Genomic DNA, 19,602 nt, shown 5'->3' on the forward strand with positions numbered 1-19,602 from the left:
TCCGTGAGCGAGAACAGCGCCAAGACCCAGCAGGAAATCTACGACGAGGGCATGGCCGTTCGCCGCCAGGTGCTCGGAGATGCCCACGTGGACCGGGCCAACGCAGCCAAAGACGAGTTCACCTCCGACTTCCAGGACATGATCACGCGCTATGCCTGGGGCACCATCTGGACCCGTCCGGGCCTGGACCGGACCATGCGCAGCGCCATTACGCTTACCGCGCTGATCGCGCACGGGCATCTGGAGGAACTGGCGATGCACGTGCGCGCAGCCCTTTCCAACGGCCTGACCCGCGACGAAATCAAGGAAATCATCCTGCAGTCAGCCATTTACTGCAGCGTGCCCTCGGCCAACTCTGCCTTCAAGGTTGCGCAGGGTGTCTTCGCCGAACTGGACGCCGCCGAGTCGTAAACCGCCGCATTCGAACGGGGCTGGCGCAAACGGACATTCTTCGATAAATTCGCATCTTGTACGCGTGTTCGATCCACGAACACGCGAGGCAGTACCAAGCCAGAGGAACCAAGGTGAACCAGGCCTACATTTACGACGCCGTCCGGACCCCGTTCGGACGTTTCGGCGGCGCCCTCGCAGCAGTGCGGCCCGACGACCTCGCCGCCCAGGTGGTGCAGGCCGCCGTCTCACGGGCGCCGGGCCTCGACCCCGAACGCATCGATGAGGTGATCTTCGGAAACGCCAACGGCGCGGGCGAGGAAAACCGCAACGTCGCCCGCATGGCCACCCTGCTGGCCGGCCTCCCGGTCTCGATCCCCGGCACCACGGTGAACCGCCTCTGCGGTTCCTCCTTGGACGCCGCCATGATCGCCTCCCGGCAGATCAACACGGGCGACGCAGACCTGATGCTCGTCGGCGGGACCGAGTCCATGAGCCGCGCGCCCTGGGTCCTGCCGAAGAATGAAAAGCCATACCCGGCCGGAGACCAGACCCTGGCCTCCACCACGCTGGGCTGGCGCCTGGTCAACCAGAACATGCCCCGGGAATGGACCGTTTCCCTCGGTGAGGCCACCGAGCAGCTGCGCGAGAAATACGGCATCACACGGGAACGGCAGGATGCCTTCGCAGCGCGTTCGCACGAGCTCGCCGCCAAGGCCTGGGACGAAGGACGCTACGACAACCTGACGGTCACTGTGGACGGCGTCGACCTTGCCCGGGATGAGAGCATCCGTGAAGGTTCCACCGTGGAGAAGCTGGGCACGCTGAAGACTGTGTTCCGCCCGCTCTCCGAAGGGCCCTCGGGTGGCACCGTCACCGCCGGCAACGCCTCGCCGCTGAACGACGGCGCCTCCGCCGCCTGGCTGGGCAGCGAAGCGGCAGGGCAGATACTCGGCCTGGAACCCCTGGCCCGCATCGCCGGCAGGGGAGCGGCCGCCAACGAACCGCAGTATTTCGGCTACGCACCGGTCGAAGCAGCCAGCACTGCGCTGAAGCGCGCCGGGATCTCCTGGAGCGACGTTTCCGCCATCGAACTCAACGAAGCCTTCGCCGCCCAGTCACTGGCCTGCATAGACGCGTGGGACATTGACCCCGAAATCGTCAATGCCTGGGGCGGCGCCGTCTCAATCGGCCATCCGCTCGGTGCCTCCGGTACCCGGATCCTCGGCACGCTTGCCCGCCGGATGGAGGCCACCGGAGGGCGCTGGGGCGTCGCCGCCATCTGCATCGGCGTCGGCCAGGGCCTCGCCGTCGTACTTGAAAACACCAAAGCCTAACTTTCCAGGAGAACCGTGCTGAAAATTCTGCAGGATGTCGACGAAGCGGTCGCGCCGATCTACGACGGAGCGACCGTGATGATCGGCGGCTTCGGCAAAGCCGGGCAGCCCGTCGAGCTAATCGAGGCGCTGCTGCGCCAGGGTGCCAAGGACCTGACGGTCGTCAACAACAACGCCGGCAACGGCGAAGAAGGGCTGGCTGCACTCATCGGTGCCGGCCGGGTCCGGAAGATCATCTGCTCCTTCCCGCGGCAGTCCGACTCGCACATCTTCGACGCGAAGTTCCGTGCCGGGGAGATCGAGCTTGAACTGGTGCCGCAGGGCAACCTCGCCGAACGCATCCGTGCCGCGGGTGCCGGAATCGGCGGCTTCTTTACGCCGACCGCCTACGGCACTCCGCTGGCAGAGGGCAAGGAAACCCGGATGATCGACGGCCGCGGCTACGTCTTCGAGACCCCGATCCACGCCGACTTCGCGCTGGTGAAGGCCCTGAAAGCAGACACAACCGGCAACCTGATCTACCGCAAGACCGCCAGGAACTTCGGCCCCATCATGGCAGCGGCGGCGAAGAACGCCATTGTCCAGGTCAGGGAAATCGTTGAGACAGGGGATCTTGACCCGGAGATCATCGTGACCCCGGGGATCTACGTGAATACCCTGGTCCAGGTATCCCGTGAGAAAGCACCGGCAGCAGCATGAGCGAGAAAGCAGCAAATACCATCGTGAGCGACAAGCTTGACCGCAACCAGCTGGCGGAATTGGTAGCCCGGGACATCGCTCCCGGTTCCTTCGTAAACCTGGGGATCGGGCAGCCAACTCTCGTCTCCAACTTCCTCAAACCCGAGCAGCACGTCACCCTGCATACCGAAAACGGCATGCTGGGCATGGGCCCGGAAGCCCAGGGTGAGGAAATTGACGGCGATCTGATCAACGCCGGCAAGATCCCGGTCACGGAACTTCCCGGCGCCTCCTACTTCCACCACGCAGACTCCTTCGCGATCATGCGCGGCGGGCATCTGGACGTCTGTGTGCTGGGTGCGTTCCAGGTCTCGGCCTCCGGCGACCTGGCTAACTGGCACACCGGAGCCCCGGACGCCATCCCCGCAGTGGGCGGCGCCATGGACCTGGCCACCGGTGCCAAGGATGTCTATGTCATGATGTCCCTCTTCACCCGGGAAGGCGTCAGCAAACTGGTCGCCGAATGCTCCTACCCGCTGACTGGAGTTGGATGCGTCACCCGCGTCTACACTAATGAAGCGGTATTCCTCCTGAAGGAGGACGGCGTCCACGTTCGCGAAACCTACGGGATCAGCTTCGAGGAACTTGCCGCCAAGGTGGACGTGCCGTTGATCGCGCCGTCCGCCGACGCAACCTAAAACCTGCAATGGGGGATGAATGAGCGAAACGATCGCGGCCAGTGACCAGTACGTACAGTCACTGGCCCGTGGACTGTCGGTGATCCGGGCTTTCGACGCCGAACACGTGCAGATGACGCTCAGCGATGTCTCCCGGCGCACCGGGCTGACCCGGGCCACGGCCCGGCGGTTCCTGCTCACCCTCGTCGAACTCGGCTACGTCCGGACAGACGGCCGGAGCTTCGAACTGACTGCACTGGTCCTCCAGCTCGGCTATTCCTACCTCGCCGGGCAGACACTCCCGCAGCTGGCCCAGCCCCTGCTCGAGGATCTGTCCCGGGAGATCCACGAATCGACGTCGGCCTCCATCCTGGACGGGAATGAGATCGTCTATGTGGCCCGGATCCATACGCGGCGCCTGATGACGGTCGGGATCACGGTCGGGACCAGGTTCCCTGCCTACGCCACGTCCATGGGCCGGGTCCTGCTCGCCGGGCTCCCGGAGGACCGGCTGGCGGCCTACCTTGCAGAGGTGGATCTGCTGCCCCTCACCGAGCGGACCCTGACCTCGGAGGCGGACCTCCGGGCAGAGGTGCAGCGGGTCCGGGAGCAGGGATGGGCCGTGGTGGACCAGGAACTGGAACAGGGGCTGCGCTCCGTGGCCGTGCCGATCTTCAGCCCCACGGGAGCCGTGATTGCGGCCCTGAATACCTCGATGCAGGCAACGCTCGGCCTGGATGGCCCTACACTGGAGGAAGCGACGGCCTCCGTGCTGCCGCATTTGCAGGAGGCTTCACGAAAAATTACGCAGGCACTGGCGGCGAGGAGCTGAGTCTCCGCTCTCCCCATCGGCAGCCTGGCGGACCGCGGTCCAAGACCGCGTGTGAAGTCTGCTAAACTTATAACAATTGTTTGTGTGGCAGTGGATGAAGGCCGCTCGCATGTTCTCCGGATTCAACTCCGAAGTGCGGGTGGGGGCCTGTTTCCGGGTTGCAGGGTTCTTGTGCAACGAATGCCACACTTTTGCACGCCTACGGTCGCTTTCGGTTCAACGGAACGTCTCGGGGGCACTGCGGCAAAAACTTTGAAAAGCGTCGCCTGAGGCTGTAGTCAGCCCGCAGCCCGGCGTTGCAACCAGAGAATCTATCTCGAGATAAACGGAGAACTGATAAGTGCCTACGATTCAGCAGCTGGTCCGGAAGGGCCGCTCACCCAAGGTCTCCAAGACCAAGGCTCCCGCCCTTAAGGGCAGCCCGATGCGTCGTGGTGTTTGCACCCGTGTTTACACCACCACCCCGAAGAAGCCGAACTCGGCTCTGCGCAAGGTAGCCCGCGTCCGCCTCAACGGTGGCGTGGAAGTTACCGCCTACATCCCCGGTGTGGGTCACAACCTGCAGGAACACTCCATCGTGCTGGTTCGCGGTGGTCGTGTGAAGGACCTGCCCGGTGTCCGTTACAAGATCGTTCGCGGCGCACTTGACACCCAGGGTGTCAAGAACCGCAAGCAGGCTCGCAGCCGCTACGGCGCGAAGATGGAGAAGAAGTAATATGCCCCGCAAGGGTCCGGCCCCCAAGCGGCCGCTCGCAGTCGATCCCGTTTACGGCTCCCCGCTGGTCACGCAGCTGATCAACAAGGTCCTCGTGGACGGCAAGAAGTCCACCGCCGAGCGCATCGTCTACGGTGCCCTCGCCGGAGCACAGGAGAAGACCGGACAGGATCCGGTTGCAGCCCTGAAGAAGGCCATGGACAACATCAAGCCGAGCCTTGAGGTCAAGTCCCGCCGCGTTGGCGGCGCCACCTACCAGGTTCCCGTTGAGGTCAAGCCCGGCCGCGCAACTGCCCTGGCACTGCGCTGGCTGGTTGGCTACTCCAAGGCCCGCCGCGAGAAGACGATGACTGAGCGTCTCCGCAACGAAATCCTGGATGCCTCCAACGGTCTTGGTGCTGCTGTCAAGCGTCGCGAAGACACCCACAAGATGGCCGAGTCCAACAAGGCCTTCGCCCACTACCGCTGGTAACAAGCCTTTCCCAGATTCTCTTCAGCCCAGGCCCTGCGGCCCGCTTCGGCGGGCCTCGGGGCCGAAGGCCGAATGGATGACCGGCGGGGCCAGAACCAAAACTAGGGAGAAACCGTGGCACTCGACGTGCTTACCGACCTCAACAAGGTCCGCAACATCGGCATCATGGCGCACATTGATGCCGGCAAGACCACTACCACCGAGCGCATCCTGTTCTACACCGGTGTCAACCACAAGATCGGCGAGACCCACGACGGCGCCTCGACGATGGACTGGATGGCACAGGAGCAGGAGCGGGGTATCACCATTACCTCCGCAGCTACCACGTGCTACTGGGACAACAACCAGATCAACATCATCGACACGCCGGGTCACGTTGACTTCACTGTCGAGGTTGAGCGGTCCCTGCGCGTGCTCGACGGCGCCGTAGCCGTATTCGACGGCAAGGAAGGCGTGGAGCCGCAGTCTGAGACTGTTTGGCGCCAGGCTGACAAGTACAACGTTCCGCGTATCTGCTTCGTCAACAAGATGGACAAGCTCGGCGCTGACTTCTACTTCACCGTCGACACCATCATCAACCGCCTCGGCGCCAAGCCGCTGGTTCTCCAGCTGCCCATCGGTGCTGAAAGCGAATTCGAGGGCGTCGTTGACCTCCTCGAAATGCGTGCCCTGACCTGGCGCGGCGATGCCAAGGGTGACGTCACCATGGGTGCCAAGTACGAAGTTGAGCCGATCCCCGCAGACATGCAGGAAAAGGCCGAAGAGTACCGCGCACAGCTCGTGGAGACCGTGGCCGAAGCCAGCGAAGAGCTGATGGAGAAGTACCTCGAAGGTGAAGAAATCACCGTTGAAGAGCTGAAGGCCGGCATTCGTAAGCTGACCGTCAACTCTGAGGTCTACCCGGTGCTGTGCGGCTCCGCGTTCAAGAACCGCGGCGTTCAGCCGATGCTTGACGCCGTCGTCGCCTACCTGCCGAGCCCGCTCGACGTCCCGAACATCACGGGCCACGACATCCGCGACGAAGAGGTCACCCTCGAACGCGCCGCTGATGCCAACGCTCCGTTCTCGGCTCTGGCCTTCAAGGTTGTGACGCACCCGTTCTTCGGCCGTCTGACCTACATCCGCGTGTACTCCGGTCACGCTGCTTCCGGCGCCCAGGTCATGAACGCGACCAAGCAGAAGAAGGAGCGCATCGGAAAGCTCTTCCAGATGCACGCCAACAAGGAAAACCCGGTCGACGAGATCACGACTGGCCACATCTACGCCGCCATCGGCCTGAAGGACACGACCACCGGGGATACCCTGTGCGACCTTCAGAACCCGATCGTGCTGGAATCCATGAGCTTCCCGGAGCCCGTGATTTCCGTGGCCATCGAGCCGAAGACCAAGGGTGACCAGGAGAAGCTCTCCACGGCTATCCAGAAGCTCTCCGAAGAGGATCCGACCTTCCAGGTCTCCCTCGACGAAGACACCGGCCAGACCATCATCGCCGGCATGGGCGAGCTCCACCTGGACATCCTGGTGGACCGTATGCGCCGCGAGTTCCGCGTCGAAGCCAACGTGGGCAAGCCCCAGGTTGCTTACCGCGAGACCATCCGCCGCACGGTGGAACGCTACGACTACACGCACAAGAAGCAGACCGGTGGTTCGGGCCAGTTCGCGAAGATCCAGATCGCGATCGCCCCGCTGGATACCTCTGAAGGCGCTATGTACGAGTTCGAGAACAAGGTCACCGGTGGCCGTGTTCCGCGCGAATACATCCCCAGCGTTGACCAGGGTATCCAGAGCGCACTCACCGACGGCATCCTTGCCGGCTACCCGGTGGTGGGCATCAAGGCAACGCTGATCGACGGCGCTTACCACGACGTCGACTCTTCGGAAATGGCGTTCAAGATCGCCGGCCGCCAGGCTTTCAAGGAAGCTGCACGGCAGGCAAGCCCGGTTCTGCTTGAACCGATCATGGATGTCGAAGTCCGCACCCCTGAGGAATACATGGGTGAAGTCATCGGTGACATCAACTCGCGCCGCGGGCAGATGCAGTCGATGGAAGACGCCAGCGGCGTGAAGGTCATTCGTGCCCTCGTTCCGCTGTCCGGCATGTTCGGGTACATCGGTGACCTGCGGTCCAAGACCCAGGGCCGCGCCGTTTACTCGATGCAGTTCAACAGCTACGCAGAGGTCCCGAAGGCAGTAGCCGACGAGATCATCCAGAAGACGCGCGGCGAGTAAGACCCTGGCCGGTGTTCCGGATCACTTCGGAACACCGGCCGTGCGCAGCCCGGTCCAGGGACTAAAATCCTGAAGACACAGGTTGCGCGGCCAGACTGAGCGGCACCTGCAAGGGACCGCCGCACGAGGCAATTTCATCAAAATAACAGCCCCCCAGTAGACTTGTATCGGATCAGTTGCGAGAAGCGCGGCTGGTGATTGAGTCTTCTAACCTTTCTAGGAGGAACCCGTGGCGAAGGCAAAGTTCGAGCGGACTAAGCCGCACGTCAACATCGGCACCATTGGTCACGTTGACCATGGAAAGACCACGTTGACCGCTGCCATTTCAAAGGTGCTTGCTGACAAGTACCCTGACCTGAACGAGCAGCGCGACTTCGCTGCTATCGACTCCGCGCCGGAAGAGCGCCAGCGCGGTATCACCATCAACATCTCGCACATTGAGTACCAGACCGAGAAGCGTCACTACGCACACGTTGACGCCCCGGGCCACGCTGACTACATCAAGAACATGATCACCGGTGCTGCTCAGATGGACGGCGCGATCCTCGTGGTTGCCGCTACTGACGGCCCGATGGCTCAGACCCGCGAGCACGTTCTGCTTGCCCGCCAGGTTGGTGTTCCCTACCTGCTGGTCGCACTGAACAAGTCCGACATGGTTGACGACGAGGAACTGCTTGACCTCGTGGAAATGGAAGTTCGCGAACTGCTGAGCTCCCAGGAGTTCGACGGCGACAACGCTCCCGTCGTTCGCGTTTCCGGCCTGAAGGCACTGGAAGGCGACCCCAAGTGGGTTGCTTCCGTCGAAGAGCTGATGGAAGCCGTTGACAACAACGTGCCGGACCCCGTTCGCGACAAGGACAAGCCGTTCCTGATGCCGATCGAGGACGTCTTCACGATCACCGGTCGTGGCACCGTTGTTACGGGCCGCGCCGAGCGTGGAACCCTTGCCATCAACTCCGAGGTCGAGATCGTCGGCATCCGTCCGGTCCAGAAGACCACGGTTACCGGTATCGAGATGTTCCACAAGCAGCTTGACGAAGCATGGGCCGGCGAGAACTGTGGCCTGCTGCTCCGCGGCATCAAGCGCGAAGACGTAGAGCGTGGCCAGGTTGTCGTCAAGCCGGGTTCCATCACCCCGCACACCGACTTCGAGGCTAACGTCTACATCCTGTCCAAGGACGAGGGTGGCCGTCACAACCCGTTCTACTCGAACTACCGCCCGCAGTTCTACTTCCGCACCACCGACGTCACGGGTGTTATCACCCTGCCCGAGGGTACGGAAATGGTTATGCCCGGTGACAACACCGAAATGACCGTTGAACTGATCCAGCCGATCGCAATGGAAGAGGGCCTCGGCTTCGCTATCCGCGAAGGCGGCCGCACCGTTGGATCCGGCCGCGTCACCAAGATCATCAAGTAATTTGATGATCTGACGCTCGGACCGTTCGGTTCAGCATTGAGAAGGCCCCGCTGCTACGGCAGCGGGGCCTTCTTGCGTTCCGGGCGGACACCGGCACCGCCGTGTGCCCCCAGGGAGGCGGCCAGCGAGGTGCCGCATTCCAGGCCCTGGGTGAAGGCACGCACCGCGTTCAGTCCTGCAGCATCGGCTGCCCCGCCGATCACCGTGAACGGAACCCGCGCTGCCTCAAGCCCGGAGGCCAGTTCCCTGTTTTCCACCTGCCCGGCTGCCACAACGACGGCGTTGGCCCGGATCAGCTGATCTGCGCCTTCCGCGCCGGTCACCAGCAGCCCCTCGCTTGTCACCTGCTGATAGGTAACCCCTGTTAGCATCCGCACCCCGGCAGCCCGCAGCGCCTGCAGGGCCGCCCAGCGGGTTGACGGGCCGATCCCCTCACCGATCCGGCCGCCGCGCCGCAGGAGCGTAACGTCTATTCTGCTCCCGTGCACCGCGCGGTCTTTGGAACCCAGGTGTTCCCGGGCAAAGCGTCCGGTCTCCTCGGACCGGTTCTCCGGCTGGCCAGGGGCTGGCTGGATCAGCAGGTGCGCCAGATCCACGCCGATCCCGCCGGCTCCGACGACGGCGATGCGGCCCCGCAGAGCCGCCGGATCCGCGAAGGCCTCCCGGTAGTCCAGGACGGGAAGCCGGGACTGGCCGGGCAGGGCGAGGGTCCGCGGCAGTACGCCGGTGGCCACCACCACGTGGCTGAATCCGGCCAGGTCGCCGGCCTCCACCCGGATTCCGGTCCGAATCTCCACACCCAGCCGGGGCAGTTCCTGCGTGAAGTACCTGATGGTCTGCAGAAAGTCAGCCTTACCCGGCACCTTCCCGGCCAGCAGGAACTGCCCGCCGATCTCTGGGGCGGCGTCGAACAGGACCACATGGACGCCATGAGCAGCCAGCGCCGCCGCGGCCTGGAGCCCTGCGGGTCCGGCGCCTGCCACGGCAACCGTGGGACGCGCCGGGAGCAGCCGTGCCCCAGCATGGCCCGCTCCCTGCCCGGCGACTGGGAGGGAAATCGGGTACTCCGTTTCCCGTCCCGCCCGTGGATTTACCAGGCAGGAGACCGGCTCCGGGCCCAGCGACCGGTCGATGCATGCCTCGTTACAGGCAATGCAGGTGTTCACCAGCTCGGGCCGGCCGGCGGCGCTTTTGGCCACGATCCTCGGATCGGCGAGGAACGGCCGGGCCATGGACACAAAGTCCACGTTGCCGAGGGCAAGGGCGGTCTCGGCCTGGGCCAGGGAGTTGATCCGGTTGGAACCAATCACTGGCACCTGCCGGGCAGCCCCGGCCAGGGCTGCCCGGATCCGGGCCGCCACCGGAAGCCAGCTCCCGTGCGGCACAAGGGCCTGAACCGTGGGGACCCGGGATTCGTGCCACCCGATCCCGATGTTAAGCGCATCTGCCCCGGCGGACGCCAATGCGGACGCCAGCCGGCGGTATTCCTCCGGGGGACTGGACCCGGCCACCAGGTCATCTCCGGACATCCGAAAGACCACCGGAAAATCCAGGCCGGTCCCGGCCCGGACCGCGGCCAGCACCGCCAACGGAAAGGCCTGCCGCCGGAGGGCGTCCCCGCCCCAGGCGTCATCGCGCAGGTTTGTCGCGGCCGAGGCGAACTGATTGACCAGATAGCCTTCCGAACCCATGATCTCCACAGCGTCGAAGCCCAAGGCCCGGGCCAGCCGGGCCGCCGCGCCGAAATCTTCCAGGGTCCGGGCTATCTGCTCCTCGTTCATCGGCACAGGGGTGGCCCGGGAGAAAGCCGAGAAGACGGGGGAGGGGGCGAGAGGCCGCAGCCCGTAGGTCGCTTCGAAGGCATACCGCCCGGCGTGGAAGAGCTGAAGCGCCAGCCGCCCGCCGGCGTCGTGCACGGCCTCCAGCGCCGCTCCGGCAGCGTCCTCGAAAGCGCCCTCGTCCGTAACCAGATAAGTCCTGCCGCCGGAACCGTGCCGGTTGATGGCTGCACCGCCGGTGACGATGAGAGCGGCGCCCCCGGCTGCCCGCTCCGCGTAGAAAGCGCCCAGGGCCCGGGGATCGGATTCAAAGTTCAGGTGCATGGAGCCCATGAGGATCCGGTGCGGCAGGGCCATCGTGCCGATCATGCCGGGTGTGAAGGCGTGCGGAAACATGCGGGCACCGGGGCGGGGATCCACTGGCACGGGTGCCCGCTATCCGCCGGCACGGCCCAGGAGATCCCTGGCGATCACGGCCTTCTGGATCTCGTTGGTGCCTTCTTCGAAGCGCTGGGCCCGTGCGTCCCGGTAGACGCGTTCGATGGGTTGGGTCTGCCAGTAGCCGATGCCTCCGTGCACCTGAAGTGCCTTGTCCGTAACACGGGTCAGCATGTCGACGGCGGTCAGCTTAGCCATGGAGGATAGCGATGCGGCTGCCGGGTCGGTGTCCTGCCAGGCGCTGGCAGCCGTGAGCGTCAGCGCCTTCGCGGCGGCAATGTCAGCAGCATTTTCCGCCAGCATAAAGGCGATGGCCTGCCGGGAGGCCAGGGGTTTGCCGAAGGTCGTGCGTTCCAAGGCATAGTCCACAGCGAGCTGCTGGGCACGCTGGGCCAGGCCAACGCAGCTCATGGCCACGGAAATCCGGCTTGGGGTGAGGAACCCACCAAGGGCCACCAGCAGGCCGTCTCCCTCCGCGCCCAGCCGATTCGCCACCGGGACCGGAGCGTCCGTGAAGGTTAGGGATGCGTGGTCTGTCCCGTGCACCCCCATGGTCCGGGAGGTATCCTCGACCACTGCGCCCGGAACATTGCGGTCGACCAGCAATGCCACGGTGCCGTCCTGGCCCGTGCTGCCGTTCAGGCGTGCGAACAGGAGCCAGTAGTCGCAGCGGACGCCGAAAGTGATCAGGTGCTTGCGGCCCGTGAGGTAGTAGGTGTCGCCGTCTCTGCGGACCGTTGAGGTGATATCCGCGCCGGTGCCGTTGCCCGGTTCCGTCAGGGTAAACGCGACCACCAGCTCGCCCGCCACCGCCGGGCGGATAAACGTCCGGCGCTGCTGCTCGTCCGCGAACGGGTTCATGGCCCGCCAGGTGCCGTTCAGGACATGCACGATCATCCGGATCGAGGCATGGGAACGGGAAAAGACTTCCATGAGTCCCATCCACTGCACAAAGCTGACGCCGGCCCCACCGAGGTCCCGTGGTGCTGCCAGGGAGAGGAACCCTTCCGTGCGCAGCTGCTTCCAGAGCGCCTCCGGGGTGGATCCGGTGGCTTCGATCTCCTCCGCCCAGGCTTCCCCGGGACCTTCGACCCAGTCGGTGACGCGGGTGAGGAGGCTTTGGTACTCCGCCTCCGGGATGGAGCTGCCTCGTCCGTCCGCGGTGATGCTGGTTGTGCTCACGCCTGGCTCCTGTCCTCGCGAAGTGGGTGTCCCGCCAGTTCACGTGCCCGGTCCCGCAGCAGGAACTTCTGTATCTTGCCGACCGGGTTGCGGGGGATGGCCTGGACCAGTTCGAGCCGCTCGGGCCAGTAGTGCTTCGAGACCTGGAAGCCGTCCAGATAACCGGTGAGGTCGGCAAGGGTTAGGCCCGCGCCGTCGGCGGCGACCACAAAGGCACAGGCCCGCTCGCCCAGCCGGGGATCGGGCATGGCGACCAGCGCGACGTCGTCGACTCCCGGGTGGCGGTAGAGCAGCTGCTCGATCTCAGCGACGGGGATCTTCTCCCCGCCGCGGTTGATGACGTCCCGTACCCGTCCGGTGATGCGCAGGTAGCCGGCGTCGTCCAGGGTGGCCAGGTCCCCGGTCCGGTACCAGCCATCGTCGGTGAAGGCCTCTTTGGTCAGGTCCGGACGGTCAAGGTAGCCCTCGAACAGGGTGGGGCTGCTCAGCTCGAAGTTCCCCTCCGTACCCGGCGGCAGCAGCTGCCCCCCGTCGCTGACGATCCTCGCGCGGACACCGGTGAGCAGGCGTCCGTCCGTTCCCCAGACCAAAGCCGGATCGTCACCGGGGGAGGAAACGGAACCCAGGCAGGTTTCCGTGGTGCCAAACGCACCGCAGACGGCGGTGTCCAAGACCCGGGTTGCCCGCTCGGCCAGATGCCGGGGGACGGCAGCCCCGGTATTAACGAAGATGCGCAGGCTCGGGGGTGCGGGGGCCCCGGCCTCGACCGCCTTCACCAAGTCATTGAGGAAGGGGGTGGCGGCCTGGACGAACGTGCCCTTCCAGCCGCGGAGCATATTCAGGGCACGGTCCGGATCCCATACCGACTGCAGGATCTGCGGCACTCCCAGCACCAAGGACAGCCACATGCCATAGAGGAACCCGGTCTGGTGTGCCAGGGGAGAGGGGATGAAGACCGCCTCGCCGCTGCCCAGCTCCAACTGGTGAGCCTCCATCGCCGCTGCCCGGCTGAGTGTGCTGTGCCGGTGGAGGACACCTTTGGGTTCGCCGGTGGTGCCGGAGGTGAACAGCAGCTGGGCCGGATCGTCTGGACCGGGAGCCGCGGCGTCAATCTGGTCCCGGTCTACCTCTGTCTCGGCCAGCTCCTGCTCCCAGCCGTGCCAGGTGATGCCGCGCTCGCGGACCGCCAGCGGGGGAGCGGCGGCGCCGATCACGATCACGTGGCGGACCGCTAGGTCGTAACCGGGATCCGTGCCGGTGCCGGCGGCCAGAATGCCGGACAGTTCGGCGGCGTAGTGCCGGCCGCGGAACTCTTCGGGAACAACCACGACGGCGGCGCGCGAGCGGTGCAGCGCAAACGCGACTTCCCGTTCACGGAAGATCGGCATCACGGGTGCGGCCACGGCACCGATGCGCAGGACGGCGACGGTCAGGAGCACGAATTCGCTCCAGTTCGGCAGCTGGAAGGCTACCCGGTCCCCGGACCGGACTCCGAGGCTGAGCAGCATGGCAGCAATCCTGTCCGCCCCGGCATCCAGTTCGGCCCAGGTCAGGTGTCCGGTGCTCTGCGGCCGCCCGTCAACGACGGCGGTCTCGCCCGGACGTTCCTTCGCCCACCGGCGGACCCACTCAGGTCCTGTCACCCGTGACGTGTCCTCGATGCTGTTCGCCGTAACCCGGATGGAACGGCTTCCATGGCCTGCGCGGGTGGCCTTCCGGCGCAGGACCCGCCCTTCCTCGACGTTCATGGATAACCCGAAGGAGTTCATCGCCTCCAGGAACTCCGGATAGGAGATGCGGTAGGCATTCGGGTAGGTCAGCGTAGACCGGCCCTCTGCGGCGGAGGCCGCCACCGCCAGGGACATCAGGACCCTGTGGTCGTTGAAGGAGGACAGGTCCGCGCCCGCCAGGTGGGATGCGCCGCGGACCCGAAGATCGCTCCCGCTGATCTGGACGTCTGCGCCCATGGAGTTCAGCTGCAGCATCGCGGCAACGCGGTCCGATTCCTTCAGCCGCACGTGTTCCACATTGCGGAACACACTCTCACCGTCCGCACTTGCCGCCATCACCGAGAGGATCGGCAGCATGTCAGGAACCCGGCGGCAGTCGATCTCTGCGGGCCCCAGCCGCAGGCCGTCGTGCCGGACGCGTACGGCATCCAGCTCGGCGTCGTAGGACATGGGCAGCCCCATTTGGGCTGCGATATCCAGGAAATCCGCCTCCGGGTGGTCCGCGCCTTCCGCCGTGATCGAACGCAGGCCGCGAAGCAGCAGGTCTGAAGGATGCAAGGCCGCGGCGGCCAGCCCAAACGCCGCGGAGCCGATGTCCGGGGGCATCCTGAGATCCGTGGGCACTGCCTGCTGTCCGGGCGGAATCTCGAACCGGTGCCAGTCCTCGCTGACGTCGACGTGCAGACCGAAACGGCGCATCATCTGGACCGTCAGCTCAAGGTAAGTGCGTTCATTCAGGGTTCCGTCCACGACTATGGCAGTCGGCCGGGAAGCGAACGGTGCCAGCAGCAGGAGACCGGATATCCACTGCGACAGGGTTCCGGCTATATGCACTTCTCCGCCCGTGGGAGCATGGGCGCTGACCCGGATGGGCGGGCAGTCCGTCGGGGAATCGACGCCGACTCCCATCTGCCGCAGGGCGGCCAGCAGCGGGCCGATGGGCCGGCGCTGGAAATACTTCTGTCCCGTAACCGTGACGTCCCGGGACCCCAGGGACGCCAGCCCGGCCATGAAGTACAGGGTGGTGCCGGAACTTCCCGCCGAGATGCTCTCGCTTACGGGTGCGTAAGGGCCGCCATGGACCACATACGTGCCGCCGTCGATCTCGATCCGGGTGCCGAGCCTGCGGAGCATGGCCACGGTGTAATACACGTGGCGGGCATCGGTCAGCCCGGAGATGCGGCTGGTCCCGGGCGCCAGCGAGGCCAGGATCAGCGCCCTGTGCGCATGGTATTTGGAGTTGGGCACCTGTGCTTCCCCACAGATGCGCTGTTGTGTTCCCAGGACCGAAAGATACATGGCATCAAAGCCCTTCCACCGGCTGCTGTCCGCGTCCAGGTGGCCACCCCGCAAGCGAGGCTACCAGTTCGGCAACACCCCCGGAACAGGCTGCGCGCACAGTAAGGGTGCGGCTGCGGCATTTGTCCCGGGGCCTTGTTTCCACAGGCTTCGCCGGCTGCCCCGCTGGGCGGCTGCGCGCCCGTAGGATGATCATCAGGCTCGGCGATGAAGGGAATGCAGCTGGTCATGGGGGAGTTCATCTTTTTTATTGCCGTAGCGGCAGCGGGATTTGCGGTGGGGCGGTTCACCACCCGCAGATCGGCGGGTACCGGGAATTCCGGGCAGCCCGGCGCGGCCTACGGGTACGGCAGTAACCTGCCACATCCCGCACAGATCTTCAGCCAACGTCACCACCTCATCCAGCTCCAGCAACGCGGCCCGCTCCGCCGGTGCCATCGGGGGAGCCAGCCACTCCGCTGGAACGCCCCGCTGCCCAGGCTGCGGGGCCGGACACCGCTGCCTCTCCAGGGCCTGCAGCCCGGCCTGAACGCCCCGATTCCCCGGCGATGCCGGTGCCGTTCCCGTCCGGTCTGGGTGGGCCCTCAGCGCCGCCGGCACGCAGGCCGCAGCCCTTCAGCTCACCGGCAGACCGGAACCTGCACGCGCAAGCACCGGCTCCGGCCGGAACCGGTGCTCCCGGCCCGGGGAACCCCACCCGGGCCCCGGCTTCGGCGCGCCCCATGGAACCGCTGCCGCCCCGGACCAAGACCGCGGCCGAACTGGCCGAGGAAAAGCGCCGCAGGGACCTGCGCAACATCAACATCACGCTGTACTCCGGGAGCCTGCTGCTGGTGGCGGCAGCGGCCCTGTTCATCGGGATTTCCATCCCCGAACAGGCGCGGTTCCTGGGAGTTGCTGCATTGACTGCGCTGTTCTATGCCGCCGGCCTGGTGATCCACTCACGCCGGAAGGACCTGCGTCCCGCCGCCGTGGCCTTCACCGGCACCGGGCTGGCGCTGATACCCGTGGTGGGCCTGGCGCTATATAACTTCCTGCTGCCTGATGCGGCCCTTGCCTGGCTGGTGACTTCGCTGGTGGGAACCGCGGCGTTTGCCTATGCCGCCGCACGGCTGGAAAGCCGGGTGGTCTCCTATCTGGCACTGACCTTCCTGCTTTCCACTGCACTGGCGTCGGGGGCCTCTGTACGCTCCGGCATCGTCTGGTATTTCGTCTTCACCGTGCTGCTGGCGACCCTGCTCAGCCTCGCTGCCATCCGACGTCCGGGGTGGTTGAAGAATGTCTATCTTGACGCCTTCGTGAATTCACACCGGTACCTGGTTCCGGCCACCGCGGCCGCAGCCGTGCTTACCTCCGCGGAACTTGGTTCCCGGTCACTGGCGGTCCTTTTCCTGGCATTCGCCGCCTACTACGCCGTCCTGCTGTGGCAGGGGCCTGCGCGCCTGGCGCTGCTGCATGGCTACGGTGTGCGCGCCGGAGCAGCCGTCGGCCTGACCGCCCTTGCCGATGCAGCCTTCCACAGCCTGCCGGCTACGCTGCTGACGGCGGTGATCCTGCTTGGTGCCCAGGCCGCCGGGCTCTTCGCCGGCGGCAGGCGGTATCTGGCGGCGGCGGAACGCCTGGCCCTACGGGATAAGCACCCTGCGGCCGCTCCGGCAGGGCCGGAGCCAGCAGCCAGCCCGGAAGGGCGGCTGGCCAGGACGGCCGGGCAGATCTACCTCGCCGACGTGCTTACTGTCCTCGGCCTGCAATTCCTCGCCGGTCTGGCAGCGGCCGTGTCGTTTGCCCTGAGTCTGCAGGCAGGCAGCGGCAACCTGGCGGCCTTTGTGGTATCCGCAGTACTGGTGCAGCTGACCCTTTTTGCGGCCGCGCGGAAGCTCAGGGGCGCGGCCGAATCCCTGGCGGCTGCGGCGCTTCTGCTGCCCGTTCTTTCCTGTCTGTTGACCAGCCAGGCGCCGCTCTGGCCGGTGCTGCTGCTTCTGGGACTGCTCACCGGCTACCTTCTCCTGCGGGCCGCCCGGGCCGGCGGGGATGCGCGGATGGCCTTTTTCCTTGGGGCACGGACAGCGGTGCTCCTGTTCATCCCGCTGGCTGTATTCGTTCTGCTCGAAACCCGTGCACCGGAGGCAGCCTGGACCTGGACACTGGCAGCCGCCTTCACTGCCACGGCAGCAAACCAGCTGACCTCCGTACTGCTCGGCGCCCTCGGCCGGCCGGAGAAGTTCCCCGGTGCCGTCCTGGCGTTGTCCGCAGCCGGGGCCATGCTGCTCGCTGTTACGCTGCGGATCGAAGAAGCTCCGGGAACCGTGCTGACACTGTCCGCGCTGTGGACGATAGTGGCGCTTAACTTCCTGTCCTCGGTGCTGCCGCGCCGGCAGGTGAAAGCCCCGTCCGCAGCCATCCCGTCCGCAGCCATCACCCATGCAGCTTTCGGCACAGGCGCGTTTGCTGCAGCGGGCTTCGCTGCTGCGGCCCTGCTCGGCGCCGGCATCCTCGGCGTCCGCGGATATGAGTTACTGACTGCCGCCGCCCTTGCTTACTGCGCGCTTCAGGCGCTGAAACTCGCTCCCCGCCAGCTCCGCGGGTATTACCTGGGCGCGGGGCAGATGCTGGTAAGCCTTCTTGCCGCGCTGACAGCGGCGGACCTGAACCTCACGTCCCACGGCGTTTTTGTGGTGGTTGCCGTTTCCCTCGCCCTGCAGCATCTGGCCAGGAACCTGCTGGGCCACCGCCTGGATCCATTTGGACTGGGCATCGTTCTCACTTGGGGGACGCTGCTGGCCCTGGCCGCCGTGGCACCGGCCTACTATCTGCTGCTGGCCTCCGATGCGCGGGCAGGCACAGCCTGCGTCCTGCTGCTGATCGGGGCGGCCAGCGCCGTCTATACACAGGTTGCCTCGACCCTGCAGCTTAGGAAGAAGCCAGTTGCCGGTGCATCTGCAACAGCCGCGGCAGCAGCGCTGGTGCTCCTGCTCGCTGCCGGTGTCCGGGCCGCGGAAGCACCGGCCGGAACCCTTGTCCTGCTGGCTCTTTGGGTGGCTTTTGCCGCGAACCTGTTCACCGCGCTGCTGCACCGCGCCGGCAGGCTTGCGCTGCTGGCCCCGGGTGGGTTCCTGGCTGCCGCAGTATTGGGTGCAGGCGTGCTGGGGCTGCGGGGCTACGAACTGCTCTTTGCCGCCGCGCTTGGCTACTGCGTGGTGCTGGTCCGTGACCGGGCAGGTGCCTTCCGCGGAGTCTATCTTGCTGCCGCACAGGTACTTGGCGCCGTCCTGGCGGCCCTGATTGCGGCTGATGTGGCTTCGTCGGGTTCCCTCGACGTATTCTTCACCGCCCTAAGCGCTGGTTTTGCCGCCGCCCAGGTTCTGCGCACGGTCTTCCACAAACGCCTGCAGCCTCTCGGCCTCGCCGAGCACACGCGCTGGGGTGGCCTGGCGGTCCTGGCGCTCCTGCCGCTGGCCTATGTCCAGGCCGAAGGCCGGGCAGCGGCAGGCACGATGCTCGCCATGGTGCTCTGCACGGCTGCCGTTTTTGTCTTCTGCCAGCTCGATGCCGCGGTCAGGGCTGCCAGGGGCAGGCCGCTGCCGCATACCCCCGTTCTGCTGATCTCCACGGCTGCGGGTGCACTGCTCGCCGTGCCCGTGCTCCGGTTCATTGACTTCCCGGACACGGCCTGGGCCCTTGCCCTGCTCGGGACAGCCCTGGCGGCCAACATCGCCACGTCGCTGCTGCTGCGCCCGGGCAGATGGGAGGCCCTGGCCGTGGCCGGGTTCACCGGTGCCGCAGTCACGGGTGCCGGAGCGCTGGGACTGCGGGGCTTTGAACTGCTGGTCCTTAGCGCCCTTGCCTATGCGTCCTACCTTGTAACCCGCCGCAACCAGCCCAACCGCGGACAATACCTGTTGGCCGCACAGCTTCTGGTCTCACTCCTCGCTGTGCTGGCGGCCCGGGACGCCGGAGCGAGCCCCCATGGCCTCTTCGCCGTTGGTTGCGCAGCGCTGGCCGCCGTGCAGATCCTCCGGACGTTCCTGGAACCGCGCCTGTCAATGATTGGCCTGGGACCAGCAGCACTGTGGACCACCATCGGCGCGCTCGCGCTGGCGCCGGCCGGGTACGCGGCGATCCTGGGGAACTGGCTCCAGCGCGATGCCGTGACCCTCCAGCTGCTGTTGCTGCTGGCTGTCAGCGCCGTCGGATTCCTTCGACACCGCCGGGCCGTCATTCTGTACCCGGCGGTGTACGCCCTCGGTGTCCTGCCGCTGGTGCTCACCGACCTGGTGCGGTTCCGGGAAGCCGGCCTCCTGCCGGAGGCGCCGCTGAACGCGATGGCCGCCGGGCTGGTGCTGGCCGCACTTGCCGGTGCAGCCCTGACGGGGGAGGCCCGTGCCGGGCTGGCGCTGCCGGTGCGTTCTGTCCTGCTTGCGGCGG

12 protein-coding genes and 1 pseudogene are annotated in these 19,602 nt (G+C 65.9%); 10 read left to right on the top strand and 3 right to left on the bottom strand.

Features of this window, described 5'->3' with window-relative positions; all coding sequences use genetic code 11:
• Positions 1-3 precede the first annotated feature (3 nt).
• The 9 genes from pcaC (at position 4) to tuf (ending at position 8,750) form a co-directional block, all read left to right on the top strand.
• The gene (gene pcaC / locus RTN46_RS07690; RefSeq protein ID WP_312180313.1) at positions 4-411 is read left to right on the top strand and encodes a 4-carboxymuconolactone decarboxylase; all 408 of its coding nucleotides are present in this window, start codon (positions 4-6) and stop codon (positions 409-411) included.
• Positions 412-524: 113 nt separating this feature from the next.
• Positions 525-1,727, top strand: coding sequence for a thiolase family protein (locus tag RTN46_RS07695; protein ID WP_312180314.1), 1,203 nt, complete (start codon positions 525-527; stop codon positions 1,725-1,727).
• 15 nt (positions 1,728-1,742) lie between these two features.
• Positions 1,743-2,426: a 3-oxoacid CoA-transferase subunit A gene (locus RTN46_RS07700; RefSeq protein ID WP_312180315.1), complete on the top strand. Its 684-nt coding sequence runs from the start codon at positions 1,743-1,745 to the stop codon at positions 2,424-2,426.
• Positions 2,423-3,103 carry a 3-oxoacid CoA-transferase subunit B gene (locus RTN46_RS07705; protein WP_312180317.1) on the top strand — a complete coding sequence of 227 codons (681 nt, stop codon included), beginning with the start codon at positions 2,423-2,425 and terminating at the stop codon, positions 3,101-3,103. Before RTN46_RS07700 ends, RTN46_RS07705 begins: the two co-directional genes overlap by 4 nt.
• A gap of 19 nt (positions 3,104-3,122) precedes the next feature.
• Positions 3,123-3,914: an IclR family transcriptional regulator C-terminal domain-containing protein gene (locus RTN46_RS07710; protein WP_312180318.1), complete on the top strand. Its 792-nt coding sequence runs from the start codon at positions 3,123-3,125 to the stop codon at positions 3,912-3,914.
• A gap of 340 nt (positions 3,915-4,254) precedes the next feature.
• Positions 4,255-4,629, top strand: a complete 375-nt coding sequence (rpsL, locus tag RTN46_RS07715; RefSeq protein WP_055239341.1) for a 30S ribosomal protein S12 — start codon at positions 4,255-4,257, stop codon at positions 4,627-4,629.
• Between the two features lies 1 nt (position 4,630).
• Positions 4,631-5,101 (top strand): 30S ribosomal protein S7, encoded by a 471-nt coding sequence (gene rpsG, locus RTN46_RS07720; RefSeq protein ID WP_055239342.1) that lies wholly within the window; start codon positions 4,631-4,633, stop codon positions 5,099-5,101.
• A 114-nt stretch (positions 5,102-5,215) separates the two neighbouring features.
• Entirely contained in the window at positions 5,216-7,330 is a 2,115-nt protein-coding gene (fusA, locus tag RTN46_RS07725; RefSeq protein WP_312180321.1) for an elongation factor G, read from the top strand.
• 229 nt (positions 7,331-7,559) lie between these two features.
• Positions 7,560-8,750, top strand: a complete 1,191-nt coding sequence (gene tuf / locus RTN46_RS07730) for an elongation factor Tu (protein ID WP_312180323.1) — start codon at positions 7,560-7,562, stop codon at positions 8,748-8,750.
• A 53-nt stretch (positions 8,751-8,803) separates the two neighbouring features.
• Here the strand turns inward: tuf and RTN46_RS07735 are convergent, their stop codons facing one another.
• From RTN46_RS07735 to aroA, 3 genes are all read right to left on the bottom strand, one after another.
• Entirely contained in the window at positions 8,804-10,897 is a 2,094-nt protein-coding gene (locus RTN46_RS07735) for an FAD-dependent oxidoreductase (protein ID WP_312180325.1), read from the bottom strand.
• Positions 10,898-10,963: 66 nt separating this feature from the next.
• The gene (locus tag RTN46_RS07740; protein ID WP_312180326.1) at positions 10,964-12,148 is read right to left on the bottom strand and encodes an acyl-CoA dehydrogenase family protein; all 1,185 of its coding nucleotides are present in this window, start codon (positions 12,146-12,148) and stop codon (positions 10,964-10,966) included.
• Positions 12,145-15,177 carry a 3-phosphoshikimate 1-carboxyvinyltransferase gene (aroA, locus tag RTN46_RS07745; protein WP_312180327.1) on the bottom strand — a complete coding sequence of 1,011 codons (3,033 nt, stop codon included), beginning with the start codon at positions 15,175-15,177 and terminating at the stop codon, positions 12,145-12,147. The genes RTN46_RS07740 and aroA overlap by 4 nt, the downstream gene beginning before the upstream one ends.
• A gap of 722 nt (positions 15,178-15,899) precedes the next feature.
• On the opposite strand from aroA, the pseudogene RTN46_RS07750 reads away from it, so the two are divergent.
• A pseudogene (locus tag RTN46_RS07750) lies at positions 15,900-19,602 on the top strand (hypothetical protein); the annotation flags it as partial.

The organism is Arthrobacter sp. (assembly GCF_031988865.1).
Classification (GTDB): Bacteria; Actinomycetota; Actinomycetes; order Actinomycetales; family Micrococcaceae; genus Arthrobacter_B.